Below are 21,667 nucleotides of genomic sequence, written 5' to 3'. Positions count from 1 at the left end.
CATGAAGCAAATGAGAAAAAGACTTGGTGACCTTCTCGTCGAAACAGGTCTTATATCGGAAGAGCAGCTGCAAACAACATTGCGGGAAAAAAGCGAAGTGCAAAAGCTCGGTGATGCACTGCTGCAGCGCGGATATATAACTGAACAGCAGCTGATTGAAGTGCTGGAATTTCAGCTCGGCATTCCTCATGTAAGCTTGTTCCGTTATCCCTTTGATTCGAAACTGTTTACGCTGATTCCAAAAGAAACCGCAAAGCGTAATTATATGATTCCTTTGAAAAAAGAAGGAGACAAGCTATTTGTAGCAATGGCGGACCCGATGGACTTTTATGCAATTGAAGATCTAAGACTGTCAACAGGCTTTCAAATTGAGCCGGCGATTGCAACGAAAGATGATATTCTAAGAACCATTACGAAATATTTTGATATGGAAGAGGACATTGATCAGCTGATTGGAGCGCCAGAAGAGGCTGTGCAGGATGACAAGCTGGCTGAAACCGATTCGCCGATTGTAAGGCTTGTCAATCAGCTGCTGCAAAATGCCGTACAGCAAAGAGCGAGTGATATACACATTGATCCTCAAGAAACGAAAATTGCCATTCGCTATCGAATCGATGGTGTCCTGAAAACAGAACGAACGCTTCCAAAGCACATGCAAAGTGTGTTAACTGCACGGATTAAAATTATGTCAAATCTTGATATTACTGAACAGAGAGTGCCGCAGGACGGGAGGATTAAGCTGAATCTTGATTTTCATCCGATCGATTTGCGTGTTGCAACCCTTCCGACAGTCTTTGGAGAGAAAATTGTATTAAGGGTGCTTGATCTTGGAAGTGCGCTGAATGATATGAATCAGCTTGGATTTCATAAAGTAAACCTACAGCGGTTTACACAGCTGATTGAGCGTCCATCTGGAATTGTCCTCATTACCGGGCCAACTGGATCAGGTAAATCGTCAACGTTGTATGCAGCACTAAACAAGCTGAATTCAGAAGAAGTGAATGTCATTACAATTGAAGATCCAGTTGAATATCAGCTTGAAGGCATAAACCAAATTCAAGTCAACACAACAGTCGGAATGACGTTTGCAAAAGGACTCAGGTCCATTTTAAGACAAGATCCGAACATTATTATGGTCGGGGAAATTCGCGATAAAGAAACAGCCGAGGTTGCCATTCGTGCATCGCTTACTGGACATCTGGTGTTAAGCACACTGCACACGAATGATTCAGTCGGCACCATTACTCGGTTAATTGATATGGGAGTGGAGCCATTCCTGGTTGCAACTTCATTATCTGGCGTGGTTGCTCAGCGCCTTGTCAGAAAAGTTTGCAGGGATTGCGCAGAAACGGTTCAACCGACAGTTAGGGAAAAAGAGATTTTTGCCAAACGCGGAATGACGGTTGAATCTATTGTCAGAGGAAGAGGATGCGGGACGTGCAACATGACAGGGTACAAAGGCCGAATTGCCATCCATGAACTATTGGTGATGTCAGATGACATGAAAAAAGTCATTATGAACGGTGAATCTTTCTCTAGACTTCGTGAGCTTGCCATAAAAAATAAAACGCTTTTTTTAATCGACGATGGTCTGCTGAAAGTAAAGCAAGGAGTGACAACAACAGAAGAAATTCTGCGTGTTGCGATATCGGAGTGATGAAGCAATGAAAACAAAACTAGAAAGTATTATGAGGGCAGCCTTTGAACTAAAAGCATCTGATATTCATTTAACGGTAGGAATTTCACCAATGCTGCGGATTAATGGGGAATTAAAAAAGTACAGCAATACGATTCTTCATCCGGAAGACACGGAACAAATGGCAAGATCGATTCTACCGCAGGCAATGTGGGACAAGTTTCAGGAAAGAGGCGAACTTGATTTTTCTTACGGCTTTCAAGGTGTCTCAAGGTTCAGAATCAATACGTATAAGCAGCGTTCTTGCGTAGCGCTTGCCATTCGAATCATTCCAACCTCTATACCTACACTGCAAGAGCTGCAGCTGCCTGAGGTGTTAAGTGCGATTTCTCATAAGCCTCAAGGTTTGATCTTAGTTACAGGTCCAACGGGAAGCGGGAAGTCTACAACACTTGCAGCTATGATTCACTATATGAATCAGTCAAGCAGAAAACATATTATTACACTTGAAGATCCTATTGAATACTTGCACAAACACGGATCATGCATTATCGATCAGCGTGAAGTAGGCTTTGATACGCTTAACTTTGCGAATGGATTAAGAGCGGCGCTGCGCCAGGATCCTGATGTCATTTTAGTTGGAGAAATGAGAGATTTAGAGACCGTGCATACGGCGATTACGGCAGCTGAAACAGGGCATCTTGTCCTAGGGACGCTGCATACATCAAGCGCACCATCTACTATTGATCGGATTATCGATGTGTTTCCTCCAAATCAGCAGGCACAGGTGAGAATTCAGCTAGCTTCTGTGCTAGTATCCATTGTTTCTCAGCGACTGTTTCAAACAGTTGATTTTAAAGGGCGCAGAGCAGCCACAGAGGTGCTGGTGAATAATCCGGCGATTACCAATTTAATCCGCAATGAAAAAATTCACCAGATTCATAACATCCTGCAGACGAGCCGGGATCAAGGGATGATGACTCTTGAAGCAAGCATCAAAGACCTCGTTCAATCTGGAGTGATTCTGCGTGAAATTGCAGAACCTTTTCTACAGGAGTCGATAAGTTAATGGCCAGGTTCAAATATGAAGGCAGGGGCAAGACCGGGCAGGCAAGCGGAGTCATTGTCGGCACATCAAGGCGTGACGCGATTTTAAAGCTTCAGGAAAAAGGTGTGCGGATTACAAAGATTGAGGAGCTGCAGGAAACGCTGCTTACAAAAGAAATCAGCATCGGAAATCCGGTAAAACTCCAGGATTTTGTAATCTATTTAAGACAGTTTTCCACGTTATTGAAGGCAGGAATATCTGTTGTAGATGCAACGAATATTTTGGCAAGACAGACGGACAGCAAGGCGCTGAGCAAAGCTCTGTTTGATGTCGAAGAAGAACTGAGATCCGGAAAGGCGCTTTCAGCAGCAACGAGCAAGCATAAGAAGATCTTTACCTCGATGTTTACAAACATGGTGAAAGCCGGCGAAGCAGCCGGGAATATGGATGAAACACTTGACCGTTTAGCTGTCCATTACGAAAAACAGCATAAAACAAAGCAGAAAATCATCTCTGCATTAGCTTATCCGGCTGTCGTTGGGATAGTAGCGATTGCTGTTGTGATTTTCTTGCTTGTTGCTGTTGTGCCAACCTTTGTAACGATGTTCAGTGATTTTGGAGCGGATCTTCCGTTGATCACGCAATTCGTGCTGGGAGCAAGTGAATGGATGCAATCGTATTGGTGGATCGTCATTTTAGCAATTATTGTAGCATCTATTACGCTGATTGTAATGAAAGGACAGCCATCAACTAAATATTACCTGGATGTGATGGCTCTTAAAACACCTATCTTCGGGAAAATGCTGCAAAAAGCAGCGCTCGCAAGAATGACCCGTACGTTAAGTTCATTGTTCTCAAGCTCAGTCCCAATCTTACAGGCGATCTCGATTGTTGAAAATATCGTAGAAAACGAAGTCATCAGCCGTGTGTTAAAAGAGTCAAGAAATGCATTGGAAAAAGGAAACTCGCTGACAGAGCCAATGAAAGATCACTGGGTGTTCCCGCCGCTTGTCACACAAATGATTGCAATCGGAGAAGAAACCGGATCACTTGATGAAATGCTCTCAAAAGTAGCGGATTTTTACGAAGATGATGTGGAACAGGCAACTGATCGGCTTAAATCATTAATTGAGCCGCTTATGATCGTTTTTTTAGCTGGAATAGTCGGAGTAGTGGTGACTTCTATCCTAGTTCCAATGTTTGATATATTCAACAAAATTAATTAATTTCGACAAAATATTTACATTATACCCATTTTTTCTATGATATAATGACAGCAGTATACATACAAAGGACTATATACTAATTTACTAGTTGAGGAGAGAAAAACATGTTCAAAAAAATGTTAAAGAATGAACGCGGTTTAACGTTGATCGAGCTGCTTGCTGTTGTTGTTATTTTGGGGATTATTGCTGCGATTGCTGTGCCTAGTATTGGTGGGATTATTAACAAATCAAAAGAGGATGCAGTTCACGCTGAGGCTTTACAAGTTCTTGATGCTGCAAAATTATATGTATCTACAAATAATCCTACTGCAACTACTACTACTTTAACAAACGATGGTGCAAATTCGAATAAAGAGCTTGATGAATACTTAGATGGTGTAGGAACTTACTCAATAACAGTTAACTATGCAGATGGAAAATATTCTTATGCAGACATTGAAGTTACAAAAGATTCTAAAACTGTAGAATATGAAACTGAAGCTAAATTACGTTCAAAAGATACATCAAAAACACCAGCTAGTGGTGATTCAGGATCATAATAAAAATGAACGAAATGTATCTCCTTCTTCTTATCTACGGCCTCCTACTAGGCTCCTTCTTCAACGTAGCAGGCCTGCGTATACCAAAAAAACAATCCATTGTGGCGCCTCGGTCCTCTTGTCCGGGGTGTCATCATACGTTAACAGCAGGTGAGCTTATTCCTGTTGTTTCTTATCTTTTACAGGGCGGGAAGTGTCGGAAGTGCAAAGCGCGGATTTCTCCCCTTTATCCATTTGTTGAGCTGATGACTGCAATTCTTTTTACGATATCACCGCTGCTGGTGGGATGGTCAAAAGAATTGGTTATTGCATTAACGCTGATTTCTTTGTTCATGATTTTGTTTGTTTCAGATATTAAATTTATGATTATTCCAGATAAAGTGCTGCTGTTTTTTGCAGGTTTGTTTATAATAGAGAGAATTTTTATTCCGCTTACACCGTGGTGGGATTCGCTGATTGGCGCAGCTGCAGGTTTCTTTTTGCTTTATGGGATCGCTCTTTTAAGCAGAGGCAAAGGAATGGGCGGAGGAGACATCAAACTGTTTGCAGTTCTGGGGCTTGTTCTTGGCTGGAAGCTTGTTCTGCTTTCCTTCTTTTTATCTTGTTTTGTCGGATCCATTGTCGGTGTTGTTGGCATTTTGATAGGCAAGGTGAAACGAAAGCAGCCGATTCCGTTTGGTCCGTCTATTATGGTTGGAACGTTAGCGGCCTATTTCTTTGGTGTAGAGCTTCTTAGATGGTATGTCAGTTTGATTGGTTATTAGGCTTGGAGGGGAAGTCATGGGTTTATCTGCATTTTCATTCAGTAAAAAAATAGGGAATTTCACAATAAAGGATGAAGTCATCCGCTACGTTGAGATGAAACAGGCTAAGCCGTTTGTTTTGCAGACCTGCGAGGAGCGCTGGCTGCCTGAAGGGCTGATTCGTGGCGGCGTGATTCAGGATTTTGATACGCTTTCGATGATAATGGATGAGTGTGTTCAGGATTGGGGCATTAAAGGTAGGAAGGTCCGCTTTACGGTTCCTGATCCGTTTGTCGTCATTCGAAAGCTCTCTGTTCCTGGAGACTTGAAGGATGATGAGATTAGAGGGCATCTTTATATCGAAATTGGATCTTCAATTCATTTGCCGTTTGAAGAAGTTGTGTTTGATTATATTGTTTTGTCCCGCAATGATAAACTGATTGACATTCTGCTGTTCGCTTCTTCGGAAGAACTGGTCAAAGCGTATTCTGATTTATTGGATGGAGCAAGGCTTAAGACGATTGCAGCAGATATTTCTCCCCTATGCAACTATCGCCTTTACTCGTATGGAACGGTTCCTCACCAACAGTCAACGATGCTGATTCAATTTGACTTGACGTCTGTTAATTTAAGCATTTTTCAAAATGAGCAGCCTGTTTTTATGCGCAATATTGAAATCGAAAAAAAACACATGATTCTCGACCGTGGAGAAATAACATTTCAAGAAAATAGAGAGCTTGTTTTTGAGCAATCCGGTGATAAATACGTTAAGCTAACGGTTTCAAAAGAAGAATTTCTGCTGCAAGTAAATGAGATTGTGAAGGAAATTGATCATGTGCTGAATTTCTATCGCTTTTCTTTAAACCAAGGGAGTGATGAAGTGTCGTCTTTCCTTTTAGCTGGTGATCATCCTATGCTTCAGCACGTTTATCAATCGCTTACTGCCCGCTATGACATGAAAATAGATACAATGCAGCATGTCCAAGCTGAACTTGCAGATAAATCTTCCCTGCCTGCATCTTTCTATTTAACTGCGGGTCTCGCATTAAAAGAGGTGCAGTAAATGCTTGCGAATATTAATTTACTGCCAAAAAGAGATTCTAGAAATGTTGCGAATCTTTCAATCTGCCTAATTGTTGCTTTTATTACCCTCATCCTGGCGGGTCTCTTTTTCATTCAGCAATATTCTGTTGAAAAAAAACGAGTTGAAATCGAAAAAGAAGTCTCGCAGCTTGAAGAGCAAAATGCTGCACTGTCATCGAAAAATTCTCCTACAAATGGGAACACTTCACAGTCGTCGATTGCATCACTTCAGTCAGCAGTTGATTATTCAAACGGAGTTTCACTGGATACGGTTCCGATTTTAAATGAACTCACAAAGCAGCTACCGGAGCGGGGGTTTTTCAAAGCTTACTCTTATAATGACTTAGGTGAAATAACGCTTGCTGTTCAATTTGATACAAATCGTGAAGCTGCATACTATTTGGCCAGATTAAAAGAATCAGCTTATTTTACAGATGCAGATTTAAACAGCATTACGACTTTATCGCAGGATGAAACAGTCGTAAATCCGGAGAATCCAATTACAGAAAGTGTGCCTGAAAGGGAAGAAGACGATCAAAGTATGCCGAGATCAGAAGCTCAATATTTTTTGAAAATTAATCCTGATTTCGTTAATCCATCAAGTGAGGATGAAACCGATGACAATCCATCTTCATAAAAAACATATTATTATACTGCTTGCAGCCGTCCTATTGCTTGGTTCGCTGTATGCCGGTGCTTATTATCTGTTCATCAAGCCAAAGAACGCAGAAATCGAAACTCTGCTCTCTTCGAAAAAAATGCAGAAACAGCAGTATAAGGAGTTAACAAGCGGCGAGACTTCGACAGAAAGCAAACCGGTTGTAAATTCTGTAGAATTACAGCGAAAAGTGCCGGTTTCCCCTATGGTTGAGCAGCTCGTTTTAGATCTCGAGAAAGCAGAAACCGTGTCAAACAGCACCATACAGAATATGACATTTACTGAAAGTGAAGATGCTCTGCTGCCGCTTGGCGTTCCGTCAGAATCTGATGCAGATCAGGAACTTCCTGATGACGCAAAAGATCAGTCAGCAGAAGCTCTGGATGCGGAGCAAGCACAGGGAACAGCTGAAACAGAGGAAGGACCCGAATCGGATCAAAATACAGACCAAGCAGCTCCAGAAGCCTCTGCACCCCATCCTAATGCACCAGAAGGACTAAAACGAGTGATCATCACGCTTCAAATTACTTCAAACAATTATTATGATATGAAAGCATTCATTGAAACACTGGAACAGCAGCCCCGAATTACGAAAGTAGACATTTTAGCGTTTGAAGGTCTTCCTGAGCTTACCTTACATGATCAGGAGGCAGAACCGCTAATTTACTCTTTGCAGGTTTCCGCTTTCTATATGAATGCTTTGCAAGACTTAAAAGAAGAAACACCAAAGGTCATCGCACCGGAGGCAAGTGATAAAACCAATCCTTTGACTCCATCGCTTGATGATGAGGATGACGAATAGAGTGTTTATTTGACGAAAACCTTTCTGAACAAGACGACAAATGTCTTGTTCTTTTTTTTTATTCATATGCTAGCATTGGGTTCAGGACGTTTTAGATGGGCGGTGTTGAATTGGACAAGCAGCAGACAAACACGATTAAGATTAAGATCAACGGTAAAGAACGAAAGTCGTATGGTCAGAAAAAAGATCAGCAGCCTGAATCAGCTGAAGAAATACAATCTCCGGCATTTCCAGTTACAAGCTGGGAGGAGAAGGTCATGGCAGAAAAAGAAGTAGCTGCTTCAAGCTCAAGAAAAGAAGATGAATTTTCTTGGGTCTTGCCAGAGGATGATGGAGAAGTCTTTGAGGATGATCCAAAGGTTGTTGTTGCGAAGAAACCATCTGCTAAGCAAAAGGGCTCTCCTTATTTTAGTTCATTTAAGAAGAACTCATTAAGCGGATATCCATTTAAACAGTATGCTGTAACAGTAGTGTTGGCGATTGTGCTTGGGGTAAGCTTTGGCTTCATTGCCCTTAATTTTATCTCAAATGATGATTTGCCGGCTGCTTTTCAGCCTGATGGAAGTGACACTGAACCAGCTGCAGCTTCACCAGATTCTAAAAGCGGAGATAAAGCTGCAAATCCAGCCCAGGCTTCAGCAGACATTCAGATGTACTTCGCACAAATCGGTAAATTTTCATCAAAAGATGGAGCAGATGCAACGGTATCTGATTTAAAGAGCAAAGGTTTTCCAGCAATAGCCGTTGAAGAAAGTGGATCATTTTTTGTATATGGCGGAGTGGGGAACGAGAAGAAAGAAACAGATGGTCTGAGCAATGTGTATTTATCAAATGCAATTGAACCTTGGAGCGGAAAAAAGGCCGCTTTTTCACTAAAATCGAGTGAGGATGCAAGTGCACTTATCAATCATCTTAAATCATTGATAACATTATCTTCGTCAGCAGTTGTCAGTCCATCAGATGAGATTGGAACAAAGTCTGAAGCGATTCTGAAGGAATTAAACAAACTGAAGCCTAAAGATGAATCACTTGCTTCTATGAAGGAGAACCTATCGGATGCCTCAACCCTCTTAAAGGAAGATGCAAGCGAAAAAACAGGCTGGGCAGCACAGCAGAAGCTAATGGATCTTTTAGCATCATTAAAATAAAGATTGTCCTTCGCGGGCAATCTTTTTGTTTACCAGGAATAAATAAAATATGTATTTCTGCATTCAGCTCCGGTGCCTAACTTCTAAAGCCAGAACGGAGCTGCCAGTAAAGTCAAAACCGGACTTTTTTGTCAGCTTCTTTTTAGCCTGCCTGCGCTTTTGTTTATTTTGCGATATAAAATCGAATTTTTCACATTTGAATATCCTCAAAGTGTTTGCTACGATACCAATGTATCTCCCTTTTTATACCGAATGAGAGGAAGTTGAACGATGCACCAGCACCTTATATTGGCATCAAGTTCCCCGCGCAGGAAAGAGTTGCTTGAAAATGTTAAAGTTCCATTTAAAGTCGTTGTCAGTGATGTCGAGGAGGTTGTTGATCCAAAGCTGCCGCCTTCTGAAATCGTCATGTCGCTTGCAGAACAAAAAGCTGCCGCTGTAGCAGACAGGTTTAAAGAATCGTTTGTTCTTGGCGCAGATACGGTTGTTGTCTATGAAGGAAACATTTTAGGCAAGCCTGAAAATACAGAGGATGCAAAGCGGATGCTGACTGCACTTTCAGGTAATACTCACCAAGTTTTAACTGGAGTTTCCATCATTTTTCAAAACGAGAAAATCGTATTTTATGAACAGACAGATGTTACGTTTTGGCCAGTGACTGAGGACGAAATCGAAAATTACATTTTAACCGAAGAGCCGATGGACAAGGCTGGATCATATGGGATTCAGGGGCTCGGCTCGTTATTTGTAAAAGAAATAAAAGGCGATTATTTTACAGTGGTTGGTTTGCCTGTATCCCGTACCGTCAAAGAGCTGAGAACGGCAGGGTTTAAGCTGAAATAACAGATAGAAAGCAGAGAGGGAAACAAGGAGGAACCGATCTTGGAAGCCGTTAAAATCCATGATTTCCCTGAGGAAGACAGACCGCGCGAACGATTAATGAATGATGGTCCGGCAAGTCTTGCTAATCACGAATTACTCGCCATTTTGCTTAGAACGGGCACGAAAAAGGAGTCTGTCCTGCAGCTTTCAAACAGACTTTTGAATCATTTTGAAGGCTTAAGACTTCTTAAGGAAGCAACTGTTGATGAAATGACGTGCATTTCTGGAATTGGTGAAGCAAAGGCCGTGCAAATTCTGGCGGCCCTTGAGCTTGGCAGAAGAATTAACCGTCTCGCCTATGAAGACCGATATGTCATAAAATCGCCACAAGATGGCGCAAATTATGTAATGGAAGAAATGCGATTTTTATCTCAGGAGCATTTTGTCTGCCTTTATTTAAACACCAAAAACCAAGTGCTTCATAAGCAGACTGTATTTATCGGAAGTCTGAATGCCTCGATCGTCCACCCCCGGGAAGTATACAAGGAAGCTTTGAAACGCTCTGCCGCCTCTATTATTTGTATTCATAATCATCCATCTGGGGACCCATCTCCAAGCCGTGAAGATATTGAAGTCACAAAAAGATTAACAGAGTGTGGTAAAATGTTAGGGATTGAACTTTTGGACCATCTTATTATCGGTGAGCAAAAATATGTGAGTTTAAAAGAAAAAGGATATTTGTAACACTTTTATTTTTGCGTAATTACGCTATAATAGTGTTTATGAGTTTTTTTAGATCTCAAATAACCACTTTAAAAAAATAGTAGAAAGTAATTCGGTTTTTAGAAAGGGAGATACATCTGATGTTTGGAATTGGGACAAGAGACCTTGGTATAGATTTGGGTACTGCTAATACCCTTGTTTTCGTAAAAGGAAAAGGAATTGTGGTTCGTGAGCCATCTGTTGTAGCGATGCAGACTGACACTAAGTCTATCGTAGCAGTAGGGAATGATGCAAAGAATATGATTGGACGTACTCCTGGAAATGTTGTGGCACTCCGCCCGATGAAAGATGGCGTAATTGCCGATTATGAAACAACTGCAGCAATGATGAAGTATTACATAAAACAAGCAACAAAAGGTAAAGGTATTTTCTCAAGTAAACCTTATGTTATGGTCTGTGTTCCTTCCGGCATTACAGCAGTAGAAGAGCGTGCAGTCATTGATGCGACAAGACAGGCAGGCGCACGCGATGCTTATACGATAGAAGAGCCATTTGCAGCTGCAATTGGTGCAAATCTTCCTGTATGGGAACCGACTGGAAGCATGGTCGTTGATATCGGCGGCGGTACAACAGAGGTAGCTATTATCTCGCTTGGCGGTATTGTTACTTCCCAGTCCATTCGCGTTGCCGGTGATGAAATGGATGATGCGATTGTCAATTACATCCGCAAAACGTACAACTTGATGATTGGAGACCGCACTTCCGAATCTATTAAAATGGAAATCGGATCTGCAGGTTCTGCCGAAGGTGTCGAGAATATGGATATCCGCGGCCGTGATTTGCTGACAGGTCTGCCTAAAACGATTGAAATTACGGCAAAAGAGATCGCTGAAGCTCTTCGCGACACTGTGAACTCAATTGTTGATTCTGTTAAAAACACACTTGAAAAAACACCGCCTGAACTTGCGGCTGATATTATGGACCGCGGGATTGTTCTGACTGGCGGGGGTGCGCTCCTTCGCAATATTGATAAAGTAATCAGTGAAGAAACAAATATGCCTGTTTTAATTGCAGAAAACCCGCTTGATTGTGTTGCAATCGGTACAGGGAAAGCTCTTGAGCATATTCATTTGTTCAAAACAAAAGCAAGAGACAGCCGCTAATTGTGAAATAAACATTAGGCTCTTTTCTAAAACACTGTTGCTTTCGAATCGTATTCATACGTTCAATTGTGATTTCATGGATCAAGTCAAATGAATGATTAGAAAAGAGTAAGAAATCCTAGTGAGAAACGTGAATAAGCCGGTTTCGAAAAAACAACAATCTTTGCGAAAACAGCTAAACATTAAGAGGGTGTAAAGTCACATGCCACAGTTTTTCTTGAATAAACGACTTATATTGTTGCTGGTTAGCATTATCTTTTTAGTGGCATTGATTGGTTACTCGTTAAAAGAGGACAGACAGCTGACATGGCCAGAACAATTTGTTAAAGATTCAACAGGACTATTCCAAACCGTTTTTCATAAGCCCGCACAATATGTAGCGGGCTTCTTTGAGAATGTCGGCGATTTGAAAAATACATATGAAGAAAATAAATTGCTGAAAAGCAAGCTTGATGAGCATATGAAAATCGAGACAGAAGTACAGGAACTGAAACGGGATAATGAAAAGCTCAGAGCTGAACTTGGTGCTGAGTCTCTTAGAGAATATAATCCGATTGTTGCCACTTTGATTGCAAGAAATCCAGATCCGGGGCGCTGGTTTGACCTGATTACCATTGATAAAGGTTCACAGCACGGAATTCAAAAGGATATGGCAGTAATTACGGATAAAGGTCTGATTGGGAAAGTTAAAAACACGTCTAAATTCAACTCTACGGTACAGCTTTTAAGTTCTCCAGACCGCAAAAATCGTATCGCTGCTGAGATTCAGGGCAAGGAAGGGCAGCCAAATATCTTTGGTTTAATCGAAGGATATGATGAGAAGAAAAAAGCCCTGCTGCTTAAGAAAATTGAATCTGATGTTCCAATTGAAAAAGGACAAAAGGTTGTCACATCAGGAAGCAGCGGAATTTTCCCTGCAGGTCTTGTCATTGGGGAAGTTATGGAGGTAGAGCCTGATTCCTATGGACTTTCACAAATGGCATACATTAAACCAGAAGCTGACCTGTATGATATTGATCGTGTGTTTGTTACAAAACGTGTAAAAGAAACCATTGATATTGATAATATGGATCCAGAGGAGGAGGAAGAATAATGAACCGTATTCTCCTTCCTCTTTTGATGTTATTTATTTTTATATCTGAAAGTACGTTTGTTGACTTGATTGAGCTTCCGTTTACATCTGATGATCAAGTCATTATTCCGCGCTTTGTCATGCTGTCACTTGTATTTATTACAGCGTATCACAGTCAAAAATTCGGATTGATCTATGGTATTGTCTTTGGGTTGCTGCATGACATTGTGTACACTGAAATTTTAGGCATTTATTTATTTGCTTATCCGCTGTTTGCTTATTTGATTTCAAAAGCATTAAAAGCATTGCATGGAAATATGCTTGTCGTCCTTTTCCTGTCTCTGCTTGCTGTAACGCTGCTGGAATTTTATTTATACGGAATACAAATGCTGATCGGCTATTCCCATTTATCATTCTATGATTTTACTAATTTGAGGCTGCTGCCTACTTTGATTGCAAATTCCGTTGGGGCAGTCATTCTCATTTATCCGATGAGCCGCTTTTTGTCAAAAATAAAGAGCGACTATCTGGATGAGTAGTCTGTTTTTCGTTTTTCATATTGATGATTCACATTCTGGTAAAACACGATTAGCAAGGACAGATATGCTGGGTCTTCAGCCAGAATGGTTTCTTTCTTAATTCTCTTCATTTTTGTGACGGCCTTTTTTCACATTAAACCAACTAATTTTAAGAAAAGAGCCTAAAAAAAGAGGAAGATTGCATATATCTGTCGAAATAGTATAGTCGTTGAGGTGAACGTCATGAAGGCTCAAAAACAGCAATTTGTCACTATTAAAGGTACAAAAGATGGATTAACGCTGCATCTCGATGATTCTTGTTCTTTTGAAGAACTGCTGAATGAACTTGAGCAAATGTTATCTTTGAAGCAATATATTCATGAAGATGGACCATACATCACCGTTAATGTAAAAGCGGGAAATCGTCTCCTTCATAAAAAACAGCAGGATTTAATTGAGGCTGTTATACAGAAAAAACGAAATCTGGTTGTTGAAACGTTTGAAAGCAACGTTGTGACAAAAGATCATGCACTGCAAATGAAAAAAGAAGCAGAAGTGGTCTCTGTTGCTAAAATGATTCGCTCTGGACAGGTGCTAAAAGTGGAAGGTGACTTGCTGCTGATTGGAGATGTCAATCCTGGCGGAACAGTCATTGCACGGGGAAATATCTTCATTATGGGAACGCTGAGAGGAATTGCCCATGCTGGATATGACGGGAATAAATCGGCAATCATTGCCGCTTCGGTGATGAAACCGTCACAGCTTAGAATCTGTGAAATTTTAAGCCGTGCCCCTGATCATAGTCAGACAGAGAAGCACGAGATGGAATGTGCTTACATAGATGAAAATGAAACTATCATCATTGATCGACTGCAGCAGTTGACTCATTTACGACCTAACTTGACAAGGTTTGAAGGGGGAATTTGACCGTGGGTGAGGCTATCGTTATAACCTCTGGCAAAGGCGGAGTTGGGAAAACAACGACTTCAGCTAATTTAGGAACATCATTAGCGATTTTAGGAAAACGAGTTTGTCTGATTGATACAGATATTGGCCTGCGTAATCTTGATGTTGTGATGGGACTTGAAAATCGCATTATTTATGATTTAGTGGATGTTGTTGAAGGCCGCTGCAAAATTCATCAGGCACTTGTGAAAGATAAACGGTTTGAAGACCTGCTTTATTTGCTGCCCGCCGCACAGACGAGCGACAAATCAGCAGTTAACCCTGAGCAAATGAAGAAGCTTGTTGATGAGCTTAAACAGGATTACGATTATATCGTTATCGATTGTCCAGCAGGTATTGAACAAGGCTTTAAAAACGCTATCGCGGGTGCTGACAAGGCCATTGTAGTTACTACACCCGAAATTTCAGCTGTTCGCGATGCAGACCGTATTATCGGCTTGCTTGAAAAAGAAGAAAGCATTGAGCCGCCAAAGCTTGTCATCAATCGAATCCGCAACCATTTAGTTAAAAATGGGGACATGCTCGATGTAGATGAAATCGTTACCCATCTTTCTATTGATTTAATCGGCATCGTCGCGGATGACGATGATGTGATTAAAGCTTCTAACAATGGAGAGCCGATTGCAATGGATTCAAACAACCGCGCTTCTATTGCATATCGGAACATTGCCCGCCGCATTCTGGGCGAATCCATTCCGCTGCAATCATTAGAAGATCCTAATACTGGAGTCTTTACGAAAATAAAACGCTTTTTTGGCGTAAGAGTATAGATTAGTGTGAGAAAAGCAATCTCTGAGTTTAGGAGATTGTTTTTTTTCGGCTGCTTTTTTCTCAAAACCCATTTTCTAAGATGAATCTTTTAATTACACAACGAATTAAAAAAATTCACTTCTATTCTGACCCTCCAAGCTTGTCATATTCCGTTCGGACAAGGCATAAAATTGAATAAATGTGACATGAGGGGATGGGTGTGGCAATGGGTAATCGAGCGGATGATTTGCGCAAGAGAATGGCTAAAAGGAAACGGGACCGCAGTTTGGAGACTGAGAGGATTAAGCCTCAGAAACAGCTGCCCAATCTATCATTCACAGATGAAGAGAAATTTGGAGGAGGAGATTTCCACTCGTATGAGGCTGGCGGTGGTGGAGGAGGCGGGTCTCATCCATTATTTAAGCCTGATGTGTTTATGTTTAAGCTGCTCATCGGGGCTTGTTTAGTCCTTGTTTCAGCCATTGTATTTAAGAATGATTCCCCGCCGTTTGAAAAAGTTCAGCAAGTGGTTTCCAGTACGTTTGAAGAGGATTTTCAATTCGCAATGATTTCAAAATGGTACGGTGACCAGTTTGGTGATCCGCTCTCATTAATTAAAACGCCCGATCAGCAGGCTCCTGCTGAGGAAAAAGTATTTACAGCACCTGCTTCCGGAAAAGTGCTTGAGACGTTTGAAGATAATGGACAGGGCGTAATGGTTGAAACGAGCAGCGATCTTGTTGAAGTTATGAACGAAGGAACGGTTGTTGAGATTGGAGAGAAAGAAGACTCTGGATTGACGGTTGTTGTTCTTCATGACGATACAACGAAAAGCTGGTACGGGAATTTAGAAAAGGCAGAAGTGTCGCTTTACGATTTTGTAGAAAGCGGAACAGCAGTCGGCAAAATCAAAACGGATAAAGATCAAAAAGGAACGTATTATTTTGCGATTAAAAAGGGAGATCAATTTATTGACCCGATTCAGGTGATATCCTTTGACTAAATATTTATCTGTCTTTCTTCACATTCATTTTCATCCAATCCTTTGGCTGATCATGGGGATTTCCGTTATGACCGCTCATTTTAAGTCACTGCTGATCTTGCTCTTCATTGTATTCGTTCATGAGCTCGGACATGCAATGACAGCGAAACATTTCAACTGGCGTCTGAAGTCAATCGTTCTATTGCCTTTTGGAGGAGTTGCAGAAGTGGATGAGCACGGCAACCGTCCTTTGAAAGAAGAACTTTTGACGATTCTCGCCGGGCCCTTTCAGCATATCTGGCTTCAGGGGGCGGCTTTTCTACTTCAGTTTTTCGGCTTGCTCAGTTACGAAACATATCAGCTTTTCACCTTTTATAATGGCATGATTCTTTTGTTCAATCTTCTGCCGATATGGCCCCTGGATGGGGGAAAGCTGCTTTTTCTATTTGTATCCATGACACGGCCCTATCAGGATGCACATAGGGCCATGCTGATGGTGTCAGCACTATGTCTGGCGCTTTATCTTCTTGTTTTTTTAATATTATTTCCGCAGCAGCTGAACGTATGGGTGATAGCGGGTTTTCTTATTTATTCTTTATATATGGAGCATAAGCATCGCAGTTATGTAAGCATGAGATTTTTGCTGGAAAGGTATTATGGAAATCAGCAGGATCCCGCGACATTAATGCCAATTGTCGTGGATGAGGGGGAACCCATTTTTCAAACACTGCTGAAATTCAGAAGAGGATGCAAGCACCCGATTATTGTTGAACGCAATGGGAAGAAGCTGTTTGAACTGGATGAGAATGAACTTCTTCATGCCTTTTTCGCTGATAAAAGAACTCAATCGACAGTAGGGGAATTGAATTATGATTATTGACGTAATTTTGATAAAATGAGTAAATAAAAAATATTATTATACGAGTTGAAAAAATAAGAAAGAGCCTTAAAGAAAGAAGGATTACCATTGCGTACGTTAGTATTAAATGCAAAAGGCGGGCAAAATCGCTGTGTACTGCTTGAAGATGAAGTCGTTCAAGAGATTCACGTTCATCATATAAATGAAACGGCCGGCAGCATTTATGCGGGCCGTGTTTTGAATTTCCTGCAGGGGATGCAGGCCGCCTTTATCGATATCGGACAAGAGAAGAATGGCTATCTTTCAATGAATGATTTGCCTGCCATATTAAAAGCAGGCAGCCTGCACGAAGGTCAGCAGCTTTTTGTGCAGGTTGCAAAAGAAGCAACAGAACACAAAGGGCCAAAGCTGACAGCAAATCTTGAATTTGGCGGACAGTATCTTGTCTATATGCCGACTTCTGGCTATATTGCTGTATCCAAAAAAATTGAGAATCCTGATGAAAGGGAACGCCTCCAAACGCTTGGCACTCATTTTTGCGGGGATAACGAAGGTCTTGTCTTCCGTACCGCCGCTAATGGACAGGCAGAAGCCACGCTTTATAAAGAATATCAATATTTAAAGAAAAAATACGAGGATCTGCTGGAGAATACACAAATAAAGGCTCCCGCCCTTTTAACTGAAGGCACACCCTTCTTCGACCGGATTCTGAGGGAAATTGATCCGGCAACGATTCAGAAAATCATTTGCGATGATCTCGAGCTTACTCAAGATTTAAAAAGCCGATATGAAAATACGGAAGTGCATTTTCATCAGTCAAAACTGTCTATTTTTGATGCTTATAAAATTGAACATGAAATCGATAAAGCGCTGAAACGGATTGTCTGGCTGAAAAACGGGGCCTATCTAGTGATACATCAAACGGAAGCGTTAACGGCAATCGATGTGAATACAGGGAAATTCTCAGGTAAGTCATCTTTGCGTGAGACTGTGCTGAAAACAAATATCGAAGCAGCACGAGAGGCTGCAAGGCAGATCAGACTGCGTGATTTAAGCGGAATGATTATCATTGATTTTATTGATATGAATCATCATGAAGACAAGCAAGCTGTATTGAAGGAAATGCTGCAAGAAGCAAAAAGGGATCGTGTTCAATCGAGAATGATCGGATTTACCCAAATGAATATTTTTCAAATGACGCGAAAGAGGGTGCGGCCAGATTTAGCATCCCGAATAATGCGCCATTGCCCCGTTTGCAGCGGAACAGGACAAGTGCTGTCGCCTGATACGGTGGCGTTTAAATTAGAAAGAGAACTGTGGGAACTTCAATTTATGGAGCATGAAGCTGCATTAATTGAACTGCCTTATGAGGCAGCAGAAGCATTCAGAGGCAAAAATGATGTTCATCTCAAGCGTTTAGAACAGGTTCTGCACTTTGAGATTTTTCTGAAGGTAAATACGGAATGGATCGATCGATATAAAATTGTTCAGCTTGGCGATCGTGAAATCATTAGAGCGCTCATGAAAAATAAAGATAAAATATAATTGACATACATAGGCCTATTTTGATAGTATTGTTATGTTATTGATTGTAGCACCCGTGCTACAACCGCACAGATGCAGGTACAAAGCTTTTCGGATTGCTCCGGATCACCTGTTTGCTGGCGAGTCTGAGTTTAATTAGGAGGTGCATAGGAATGTACGCAATTATTGAAACTGGTGGAAAACAAATCAAAGTAGAAGCTGGTCAAGCGATCTACGTTGAAAAGCTTGCTGGTGAACAAGGCGACACTGTTACTTTTGACAGAGTTTTATTCATTGGCGGAGATGACGTGAAAGTTGGTAGCCCGATCGTTGATGGTGCGACTGTTACAGCGAAAGTTGAAAAACAAGGACGCGCTAAAAAGATCACTGTATTCAAATACAAAGCTAAGAAAAACTACCGCAAAAAACAAGGTCATCGTCAACCATACACGAAACTTGTTATTGACGCAATCAACGCTTAAGGCCTTTTAAGATGATAAAAGCAGTCATTAACCGCTCAAGCGGCGGTTTAATTGAATCCTTTACATTATCTGGACATGCCGATTTCGATGTACATGGAAAAGATATTGTCTGTGCCGGAGCATCTGCTGTCGTATTTGGCGCTGTTAATGCGATACATAAGTTAACAGGCATAACGCCGATTGTTGAACAGGGAGGAGACGGAGGATTTCTTTCGTTTCAGCTGCCTCATGAACTCGGGCAGAAAGCGGGCGAACAGGCTCAGCTGCTGCTTGAAGGCATGCTCGTATCGCTTCAGTCAATTGAATTGAACTATGGACATTTCATAAAAATTACGATAAATAACAATCAGCAGGAGGTGGACTAGAATGTTTTTAAGTTTAGATCTTCAGTTCTTCGCTTCTAAAAAAGGAGTAGGTTCTACTAAGAACGGTCGTGATTCAATCTCTAAGCGCCTTGGTGCTAAAAGTGCGGATGGCGAATTCGTAAGCGGTGGTTCTATCCTTTTCCGTCAACGCGGAACGAAAATTTACCCAGGTGAAAACGTTGGCCGCGGCGGTGACGACACTCTTTTCGCGAAAGTGGACGGAGTTGTACGTTTCGAGCGTTTCGGACGTGACCGTAAAAAAGTTAGCGTATATCCTGTAGCACAAGAAGCATAATTCTTTTAGGAAAACTCTAGCCTCTGGTTAGAGTTTTTCTTCATTTACAGGAACAATTTTCAGCTGTGGATATTAATGGGTAAGAAGAAGGTAAGAGCGCATCCTTCGGGTTAAGTGACTTTTGACATTTAACGTGGTAATTAACCTCGGACGATTAAACACATGAATAATCAATGTGAAAAGAATCTCGGCCATTCCTATTTTCTCCATGGACTGATTAGGCGCTATCCGCGTTTGTTCTTATTCCCTAAAATCTCCCCGAAACCTTGATTTCCTCTTGCTTTTTTCAAATTGCACTTATTTTCCCCTAAATAGTTTGTTATAATTTAGTACGACATTCAGTTTCCAAGACTTAAAGCTCCTAGAGAAAAAGAATAGAGAAAAAAGGGAGTAGGAGTGCCGAAATGAAAAAAACAAATGAAGAGTGGAATATTGTCGATGTGTTAAGTCATTCACGTCACGATTGGATGAATAAGCTGCAATTAATAAAAGGAAATTTATCATTAAATAGACACGATCGCGTCCAGCAGATTATCGAAGAAATCGTCATTGAGGCACAAAGTGAATCAAAGCTGTGCAACTTAAAAATGCTTTCGTTTGCAAGTCTGTTAATGACGTTTAATTGGAATAGGCATCATTATTCATTGGAGTATGAAGTGCTGGGTTCCATTGAAGACTTGTCACACTATGACCTTCAGGTAACCGACTGGTGCAGACAATTTTTTCAAATTCTTGATGAATCGGTTGACAGATGTTCAGAGAATCATATCAGTATTACAATTGAAACAGAAGCCAATAAAGGACAAGTTCGATTCTTTTTTGATTTTAAAGGCATAATAACAGAGAAAGCAATATTACTGAATTGGCTGAAATCAAATGAAAGCAATCAAGTGTCAGTCATGCATTATGAACTATCCCCGGATGAACTGACCGTTACGGTCGGAGTTACATAATTGGCTTGGAGCGGAGGATTACCATGTTTATAGATCAGGTGAAAATATATGTAAAAGGCGGCGACGGCGGAAACGGACTTGTTGCGTTTCGCCGTGAGAAATATGTTCCAAAGGGCGGACCTGCCGGCGGAGATGGCGGTAAAGGTGCAGATGTTATTTTCGAAGTAGAAGAAGGACTGCGCACATTAATGGATTTCCGTTATCAGCGTCATTTTAAAGCAGACCGCGGACAGCACGGGATGTCAAAAAATCAGCATGGCAGAAATGCAACGCCAATGATTGTTAAAGTCCCGCCGGGAACAGTGGTTATGGATGAAGAAACAAGAGCTGTTATTGCTGATTTAACAGAACACGGCCAGCAGGCGGTTATCGCAAAAGGCGGACGCGGAGGACGCGGGAACAGCCGGTTTGCAACACCTTCAAACCCTGCTCCCGAGCTATCTGAAAATGGTGAGCCAGGGCAAGAACGCAATATCATCATGGAACTAAAGCTGCTTGCAGATGTTGGTTTAGTTGGCTTCCCGAGTGTTGGGAAATCAACTTTGCTGTCTGTTGTAAGCTCAGCAAGACCAAAAATTGCCGAATATCACTTTACAACGCTAGTGCCAAACCTTGGTGTTGTTGAAACTGGTGATGGCCGCAGCTTTGTTATGGCAGATTTGCCTGGTTTGATTGAAGGTGCACATGAAGGTGTTGGACTTGGTCATCAATTCCTCCGCCACATTGAAAGAACACGTGTTATCGTTCACGTGATTGATATGTCCAGCGGTGAAGGACGTGATCCTTACGAGGACTACCTAACAATTAACGAAGAACTGAAAGAATATAATTTACGACTTACTGAAAGACCGCAAATCATTGTTGCAAACAAAATGGACATGCCGGAATCACAAGATAATCTGGCAGCTTTTAAAGAGAAGCTTGAGGACGATCTTCCAATCTTCCCTATTTCAGCTGTAACGCGTGAAGGTGTACGTGATCTCTTGTTTGAAATTATGAATACGATCGAAAAGACACCTGAATTCCCGCTATATGAGGAAGAAGATCTTTCCGATCACCGCGTTCTTTATAAATTCGATAAAGAAGCTGCAGAATTTGAAATTACCCGTGACAGTGATGGAACATTTGTCGTATCTGGAGAGAAAGTAGAATATCTCTTTAAGATGACGAACTTCCTGCGTGAGGAATCGATTCGCCGTTTCTCAAGACAGCTCCGCGGAATGGGTGTCGACGAAGCCCTTCGTCAAAAAGGTGCAAAAGACGGGGATATCGTGCGATTGCTTGAATTCGAATTTGAATTTATTGAGTAG

General features: G+C 41.4%; 25 protein-coding genes and 1 other annotated feature. Of the genes, 24 read left to right on the top strand and 1 reads right to left on the bottom strand.

Going from position 1 to position 21,667, the window contains the following annotated elements; translation table 11 throughout:
* Position 1 precedes the first annotated feature (1 nt).
* From CYJ36_RS09345 to mreD, 14 genes are all read left to right on the top strand, one after another.
* A complete protein-coding gene (locus tag CYJ36_RS09345; protein ID WP_101566992.1) occupies positions 2 to 1,657 on the top strand; it encodes a GspE/PulE family protein in 1,656 nt (551 codons plus the stop codon).
* A 7-nt stretch (positions 1,658 to 1,664) separates the two neighbouring features.
* Entirely contained in the window at positions 1,665 to 2,705 is a 1,041-nt protein-coding gene (locus tag CYJ36_RS09340; protein WP_101566991.1) for a type IV pilus twitching motility protein PilT, read from the top strand.
* Positions 2,705 to 3,910, top strand: coding sequence for a type II secretion system F family protein (locus tag CYJ36_RS09335; RefSeq protein ID WP_101566990.1), 1,206 nt, complete (start codon positions 2,705 to 2,707; stop codon positions 3,908 to 3,910). Before CYJ36_RS09340 ends, CYJ36_RS09335 begins: the two co-directional genes overlap by 1 nt.
* 104 nt (positions 3,911 to 4,014) lie before the next feature.
* Positions 4,015 to 4,449, top strand: coding sequence for a type IV pilin protein (locus CYJ36_RS09330; RefSeq protein ID WP_101566989.1), 435 nt, complete (start codon positions 4,015 to 4,017; stop codon positions 4,447 to 4,449).
* A 14-nt stretch (positions 4,450 to 4,463) separates the two neighbouring features.
* On the top strand, positions 4,464 to 5,213 hold the full coding sequence (locus tag CYJ36_RS09325; protein ID WP_101567148.1) for a prepilin peptidase: 750 nt from the start codon (positions 4,464 to 4,466) through the stop codon (positions 5,211 to 5,213).
* Positions 5,214 to 5,229: 16 nt separating this feature from the next.
* Positions 5,230 to 6,255: a type IV pilus biogenesis protein PilM gene (pilM, locus tag CYJ36_RS09320; RefSeq protein WP_101566988.1), complete on the top strand. Its 1,026-nt coding sequence runs from the start codon at positions 5,230 to 5,232 to the stop codon at positions 6,253 to 6,255.
* Positions 6,256 to 6,912, top strand: a complete 657-nt coding sequence (locus tag CYJ36_RS09315; RefSeq protein WP_101566987.1) for a PilN domain-containing protein — start codon at positions 6,256 to 6,258, stop codon at positions 6,910 to 6,912.
* Positions 6,893 to 7,735 (top strand): hypothetical protein, encoded by an 843-nt coding sequence (locus CYJ36_RS09310; protein WP_101566986.1) that lies wholly within the window; start codon positions 6,893 to 6,895, stop codon positions 7,733 to 7,735. Before CYJ36_RS09315 ends, CYJ36_RS09310 begins: the two co-directional genes overlap by 20 nt.
* Positions 7,736 to 7,830: 95 nt before the next feature.
* On the top strand, positions 7,831 to 8,883 hold the full coding sequence (locus CYJ36_RS09305; protein ID WP_101566985.1) for a hypothetical protein: 1,053 nt from the start codon (positions 7,831 to 7,833) through the stop codon (positions 8,881 to 8,883).
* A gap of 270 nt (positions 8,884 to 9,153) precedes the next feature.
* Positions 9,154 to 9,726 (top strand): Maf family protein, encoded by a 573-nt coding sequence (locus CYJ36_RS09300; RefSeq protein WP_101566984.1) that lies wholly within the window; start codon positions 9,154 to 9,156, stop codon positions 9,724 to 9,726.
* A 39-nt stretch (positions 9,727 to 9,765) separates the two neighbouring features.
* Positions 9,766 to 10,449: a RadC family protein gene (gene radC / locus CYJ36_RS09295; protein WP_224768225.1), complete on the top strand. Its 684-nt coding sequence runs from the start codon at positions 9,766 to 9,768 to the stop codon at positions 10,447 to 10,449.
* Positions 10,450 to 10,568: 119 nt separating this feature from the next.
* Positions 10,569 to 11,591: a rod shape-determining protein gene (locus CYJ36_RS09290; protein WP_101566982.1), complete on the top strand. Its 1,023-nt coding sequence runs from the start codon at positions 10,569 to 10,571 to the stop codon at positions 11,589 to 11,591.
* A gap of 202 nt (positions 11,592 to 11,793) precedes the next feature.
* Positions 11,794 to 12,684: a rod shape-determining protein MreC gene (mreC, locus tag CYJ36_RS09285; protein ID WP_101566981.1), complete on the top strand. Its 891-nt coding sequence runs from the start codon at positions 11,794 to 11,796 to the stop codon at positions 12,682 to 12,684.
* Positions 12,684 to 13,202, top strand: a complete 519-nt coding sequence (mreD, locus tag CYJ36_RS09280; protein ID WP_101566980.1) for a rod shape-determining protein MreD — start codon at positions 12,684 to 12,686, stop codon at positions 13,200 to 13,202. Before mreC ends, mreD begins: the two co-directional genes overlap by 1 nt.
* Here the strand turns inward: mreD and CYJ36_RS24360 are convergent.
* Positions 13,187 to 13,312: a hypothetical protein gene (locus CYJ36_RS24360; RefSeq protein WP_257962434.1), complete on the bottom strand. Its 126-nt coding sequence runs from the start codon at positions 13,310 to 13,312 to the stop codon at positions 13,187 to 13,189. The genes mreD and CYJ36_RS24360 overlap by 16 nt on opposite strands.
* 112 nt (positions 13,313 to 13,424) lie before the next feature.
* On the opposite strand from CYJ36_RS24360, the gene minC reads away from it, so the two are divergent.
* From minC to obgE, 10 genes are all read left to right on the top strand, one after another.
* A complete protein-coding gene (gene minC, locus CYJ36_RS09275) occupies positions 13,425 to 14,108 on the top strand; it encodes a septum site-determining protein MinC (RefSeq protein WP_101566979.1) in 684 nt (227 codons plus the stop codon).
* A gap of 2 nt (positions 14,109 to 14,110) precedes the next feature.
* Entirely contained in the window at positions 14,111 to 14,917 is an 807-nt protein-coding gene (minD, locus tag CYJ36_RS09270; protein WP_101566978.1) for a septum site-determining protein MinD, read from the top strand.
* Positions 14,918 to 15,123: 206 nt separating this feature from the next.
* On the top strand, positions 15,124 to 15,900 hold the full coding sequence (locus CYJ36_RS09265; RefSeq protein ID WP_101566977.1) for a M23 family metallopeptidase: 777 nt from the start codon (positions 15,124 to 15,126) through the stop codon (positions 15,898 to 15,900).
* A complete protein-coding gene (locus tag CYJ36_RS09260; protein WP_101566976.1) occupies positions 15,893 to 16,759 on the top strand; it encodes a M50 family metallopeptidase in 867 nt (288 codons plus the stop codon). The genes CYJ36_RS09265 and CYJ36_RS09260 overlap by 8 nt, the downstream gene beginning before the upstream one ends.
* Before the next feature lie 87 nt (positions 16,760 to 16,846).
* The gene (locus CYJ36_RS09255) at positions 16,847 to 18,283 is read left to right on the top strand and encodes an Rne/Rng family ribonuclease (RefSeq protein WP_101566975.1); all 1,437 of its coding nucleotides are present in this window, start codon (positions 16,847 to 16,849) and stop codon (positions 18,281 to 18,283) included.
* A 52-nt stretch (positions 18,284 to 18,335) separates the two neighbouring features.
* Positions 18,336 to 18,420 (top strand) — a sequence feature (ribosomal protein L21 leader region).
* A gap of 15 nt (positions 18,421 to 18,435) precedes the next feature.
* Positions 18,436 to 18,744, top strand: coding sequence for a 50S ribosomal protein L21 (gene rplU, locus CYJ36_RS09250; RefSeq protein WP_070879462.1), 309 nt, complete (start codon positions 18,436 to 18,438; stop codon positions 18,742 to 18,744).
* 11 nt (positions 18,745 to 18,755) lie between these two features.
* A complete protein-coding gene (locus CYJ36_RS09245) occupies positions 18,756 to 19,109 on the top strand; it encodes a ribosomal-processing cysteine protease Prp (protein WP_101566974.1) in 354 nt (117 codons plus the stop codon).
* Position 19,110: 1 nt separating this feature from the next.
* Positions 19,111 to 19,404 (top strand): 50S ribosomal protein L27, encoded by a 294-nt coding sequence (gene rpmA / locus CYJ36_RS09240; RefSeq protein ID WP_070879464.1) that lies wholly within the window; start codon positions 19,111 to 19,113, stop codon positions 19,402 to 19,404.
* Between the two features lie 404 nt (positions 19,405 to 19,808).
* Positions 19,809 to 20,357, top strand: coding sequence for a sporulation initiation phosphotransferase B (locus CYJ36_RS09235; protein ID WP_101566973.1), 549 nt, complete (start codon positions 19,809 to 19,811; stop codon positions 20,355 to 20,357).
* Positions 20,358 to 20,380: 23 nt separating this feature from the next.
* Entirely contained in the window at positions 20,381 to 21,667 is a 1,287-nt protein-coding gene (gene obgE, locus CYJ36_RS09230; RefSeq protein ID WP_101566972.1) for a GTPase ObgE, read from the top strand.

The sequence above is a fragment of the Bacillus sp. UMB0893 genome, from assembly GCF_002858905.1.
Taxonomy (GTDB): Bacteria; Bacillota; Bacilli; order Bacillales; family Bacillaceae; genus Bacillus_P.
Note: the sequence above shows the minus strand (reverse complement) of the source record. Positions and strands in the feature narration are given on the sequence as shown.

What these genes read in the sequence shown, in the direction of transcription:
- CYJ36_RS09345 (WP_101566992.1), top strand. Translation starts at nt 2, where the DNA reads ATGAAGCAAATGAGAAAAAGACTTGGTGACCTTCTCGTCGAAACAGGT.
- CYJ36_RS09340 (WP_101566991.1), top strand. Translation starts at nt 1,665, where the DNA reads ATGAAAACAAAACTAGAAAGTATTATGAGGGCAGCCTTTGAACTAAAA.
- CYJ36_RS09335 (WP_101566990.1), top strand. Translation starts at nt 2,705, where the DNA reads ATGGCCAGGTTCAAATATGAAGGCAGGGGCAAGACCGGGCAGGCAAGC.
- CYJ36_RS09330 (WP_101566989.1), top strand. Translation starts at nt 4,015, where the DNA reads ATGTTCAAAAAAATGTTAAAGAATGAACGCGGTTTAACGTTGATCGAG.
- CYJ36_RS09325 (WP_101567148.1), top strand. Translation starts at nt 4,464, where the DNA reads ATGTATCTCCTTCTTCTTATCTACGGCCTCCTACTAGGCTCCTTCTTC.
- pilM (WP_101566988.1), top strand. Translation starts at nt 5,230, where the DNA reads ATGGGTTTATCTGCATTTTCATTCAGTAAAAAAATAGGGAATTTCACA.
- CYJ36_RS09315 (WP_101566987.1), top strand. Translation starts at nt 6,256, where the DNA reads ATGCTTGCGAATATTAATTTACTGCCAAAAAGAGATTCTAGAAATGTT.
- CYJ36_RS09310 (WP_101566986.1), top strand. Translation starts at nt 6,893, where the DNA reads ATGACAATCCATCTTCATAAAAAACATATTATTATACTGCTTGCAGCC.
- CYJ36_RS09305 (WP_101566985.1), top strand. Translation starts at nt 7,831, where the DNA reads ATGGGCGGTGTTGAATTGGACAAGCAGCAGACAAACACGATTAAGATT.
- CYJ36_RS09300 (WP_101566984.1), top strand. Translation starts at nt 9,154, where the DNA reads ATGCACCAGCACCTTATATTGGCATCAAGTTCCCCGCGCAGGAAAGAG.
- CYJ36_RS09290 (WP_101566982.1), top strand. Translation starts at nt 10,569, where the DNA reads ATGTTTGGAATTGGGACAAGAGACCTTGGTATAGATTTGGGTACTGCT.
- mreC (WP_101566981.1), top strand. Translation starts at nt 11,794, where the DNA reads ATGCCACAGTTTTTCTTGAATAAACGACTTATATTGTTGCTGGTTAGC.
- mreD (WP_101566980.1), top strand. Translation starts at nt 12,684, where the DNA reads ATGAACCGTATTCTCCTTCCTCTTTTGATGTTATTTATTTTTATATCT.
- CYJ36_RS24360 (WP_257962434.1), bottom strand. Translation starts at nt 13,312, where the DNA reads ATGAAGAGAATTAAGAAAGAAACCATTCTGGCTGAAGACCCAGCATAT.
- minC (WP_101566979.1), top strand. Translation starts at nt 13,425, where the DNA reads ATGAAGGCTCAAAAACAGCAATTTGTCACTATTAAAGGTACAAAAGAT.
- CYJ36_RS09265 (WP_101566977.1), top strand. Translation starts at nt 15,124, where the DNA reads ATGGGTAATCGAGCGGATGATTTGCGCAAGAGAATGGCTAAAAGGAAA.
- rplU (WP_070879462.1), top strand. Translation starts at nt 18,436, where the DNA reads ATGTACGCAATTATTGAAACTGGTGGAAAACAAATCAAAGTAGAAGCT.
- CYJ36_RS09245 (WP_101566974.1), top strand. Translation starts at nt 18,756, where the DNA reads ATGATAAAAGCAGTCATTAACCGCTCAAGCGGCGGTTTAATTGAATCC.
- rpmA (WP_070879464.1), top strand. Translation starts at nt 19,111, where the DNA reads ATGTTTTTAAGTTTAGATCTTCAGTTCTTCGCTTCTAAAAAAGGAGTA.
- CYJ36_RS09235 (WP_101566973.1), top strand. Translation starts at nt 19,809, where the DNA reads ATGAAAAAAACAAATGAAGAGTGGAATATTGTCGATGTGTTAAGTCAT.
- obgE (WP_101566972.1), top strand. Translation starts at nt 20,381, where the DNA reads ATGTTTATAGATCAGGTGAAAATATATGTAAAAGGCGGCGACGGCGGA.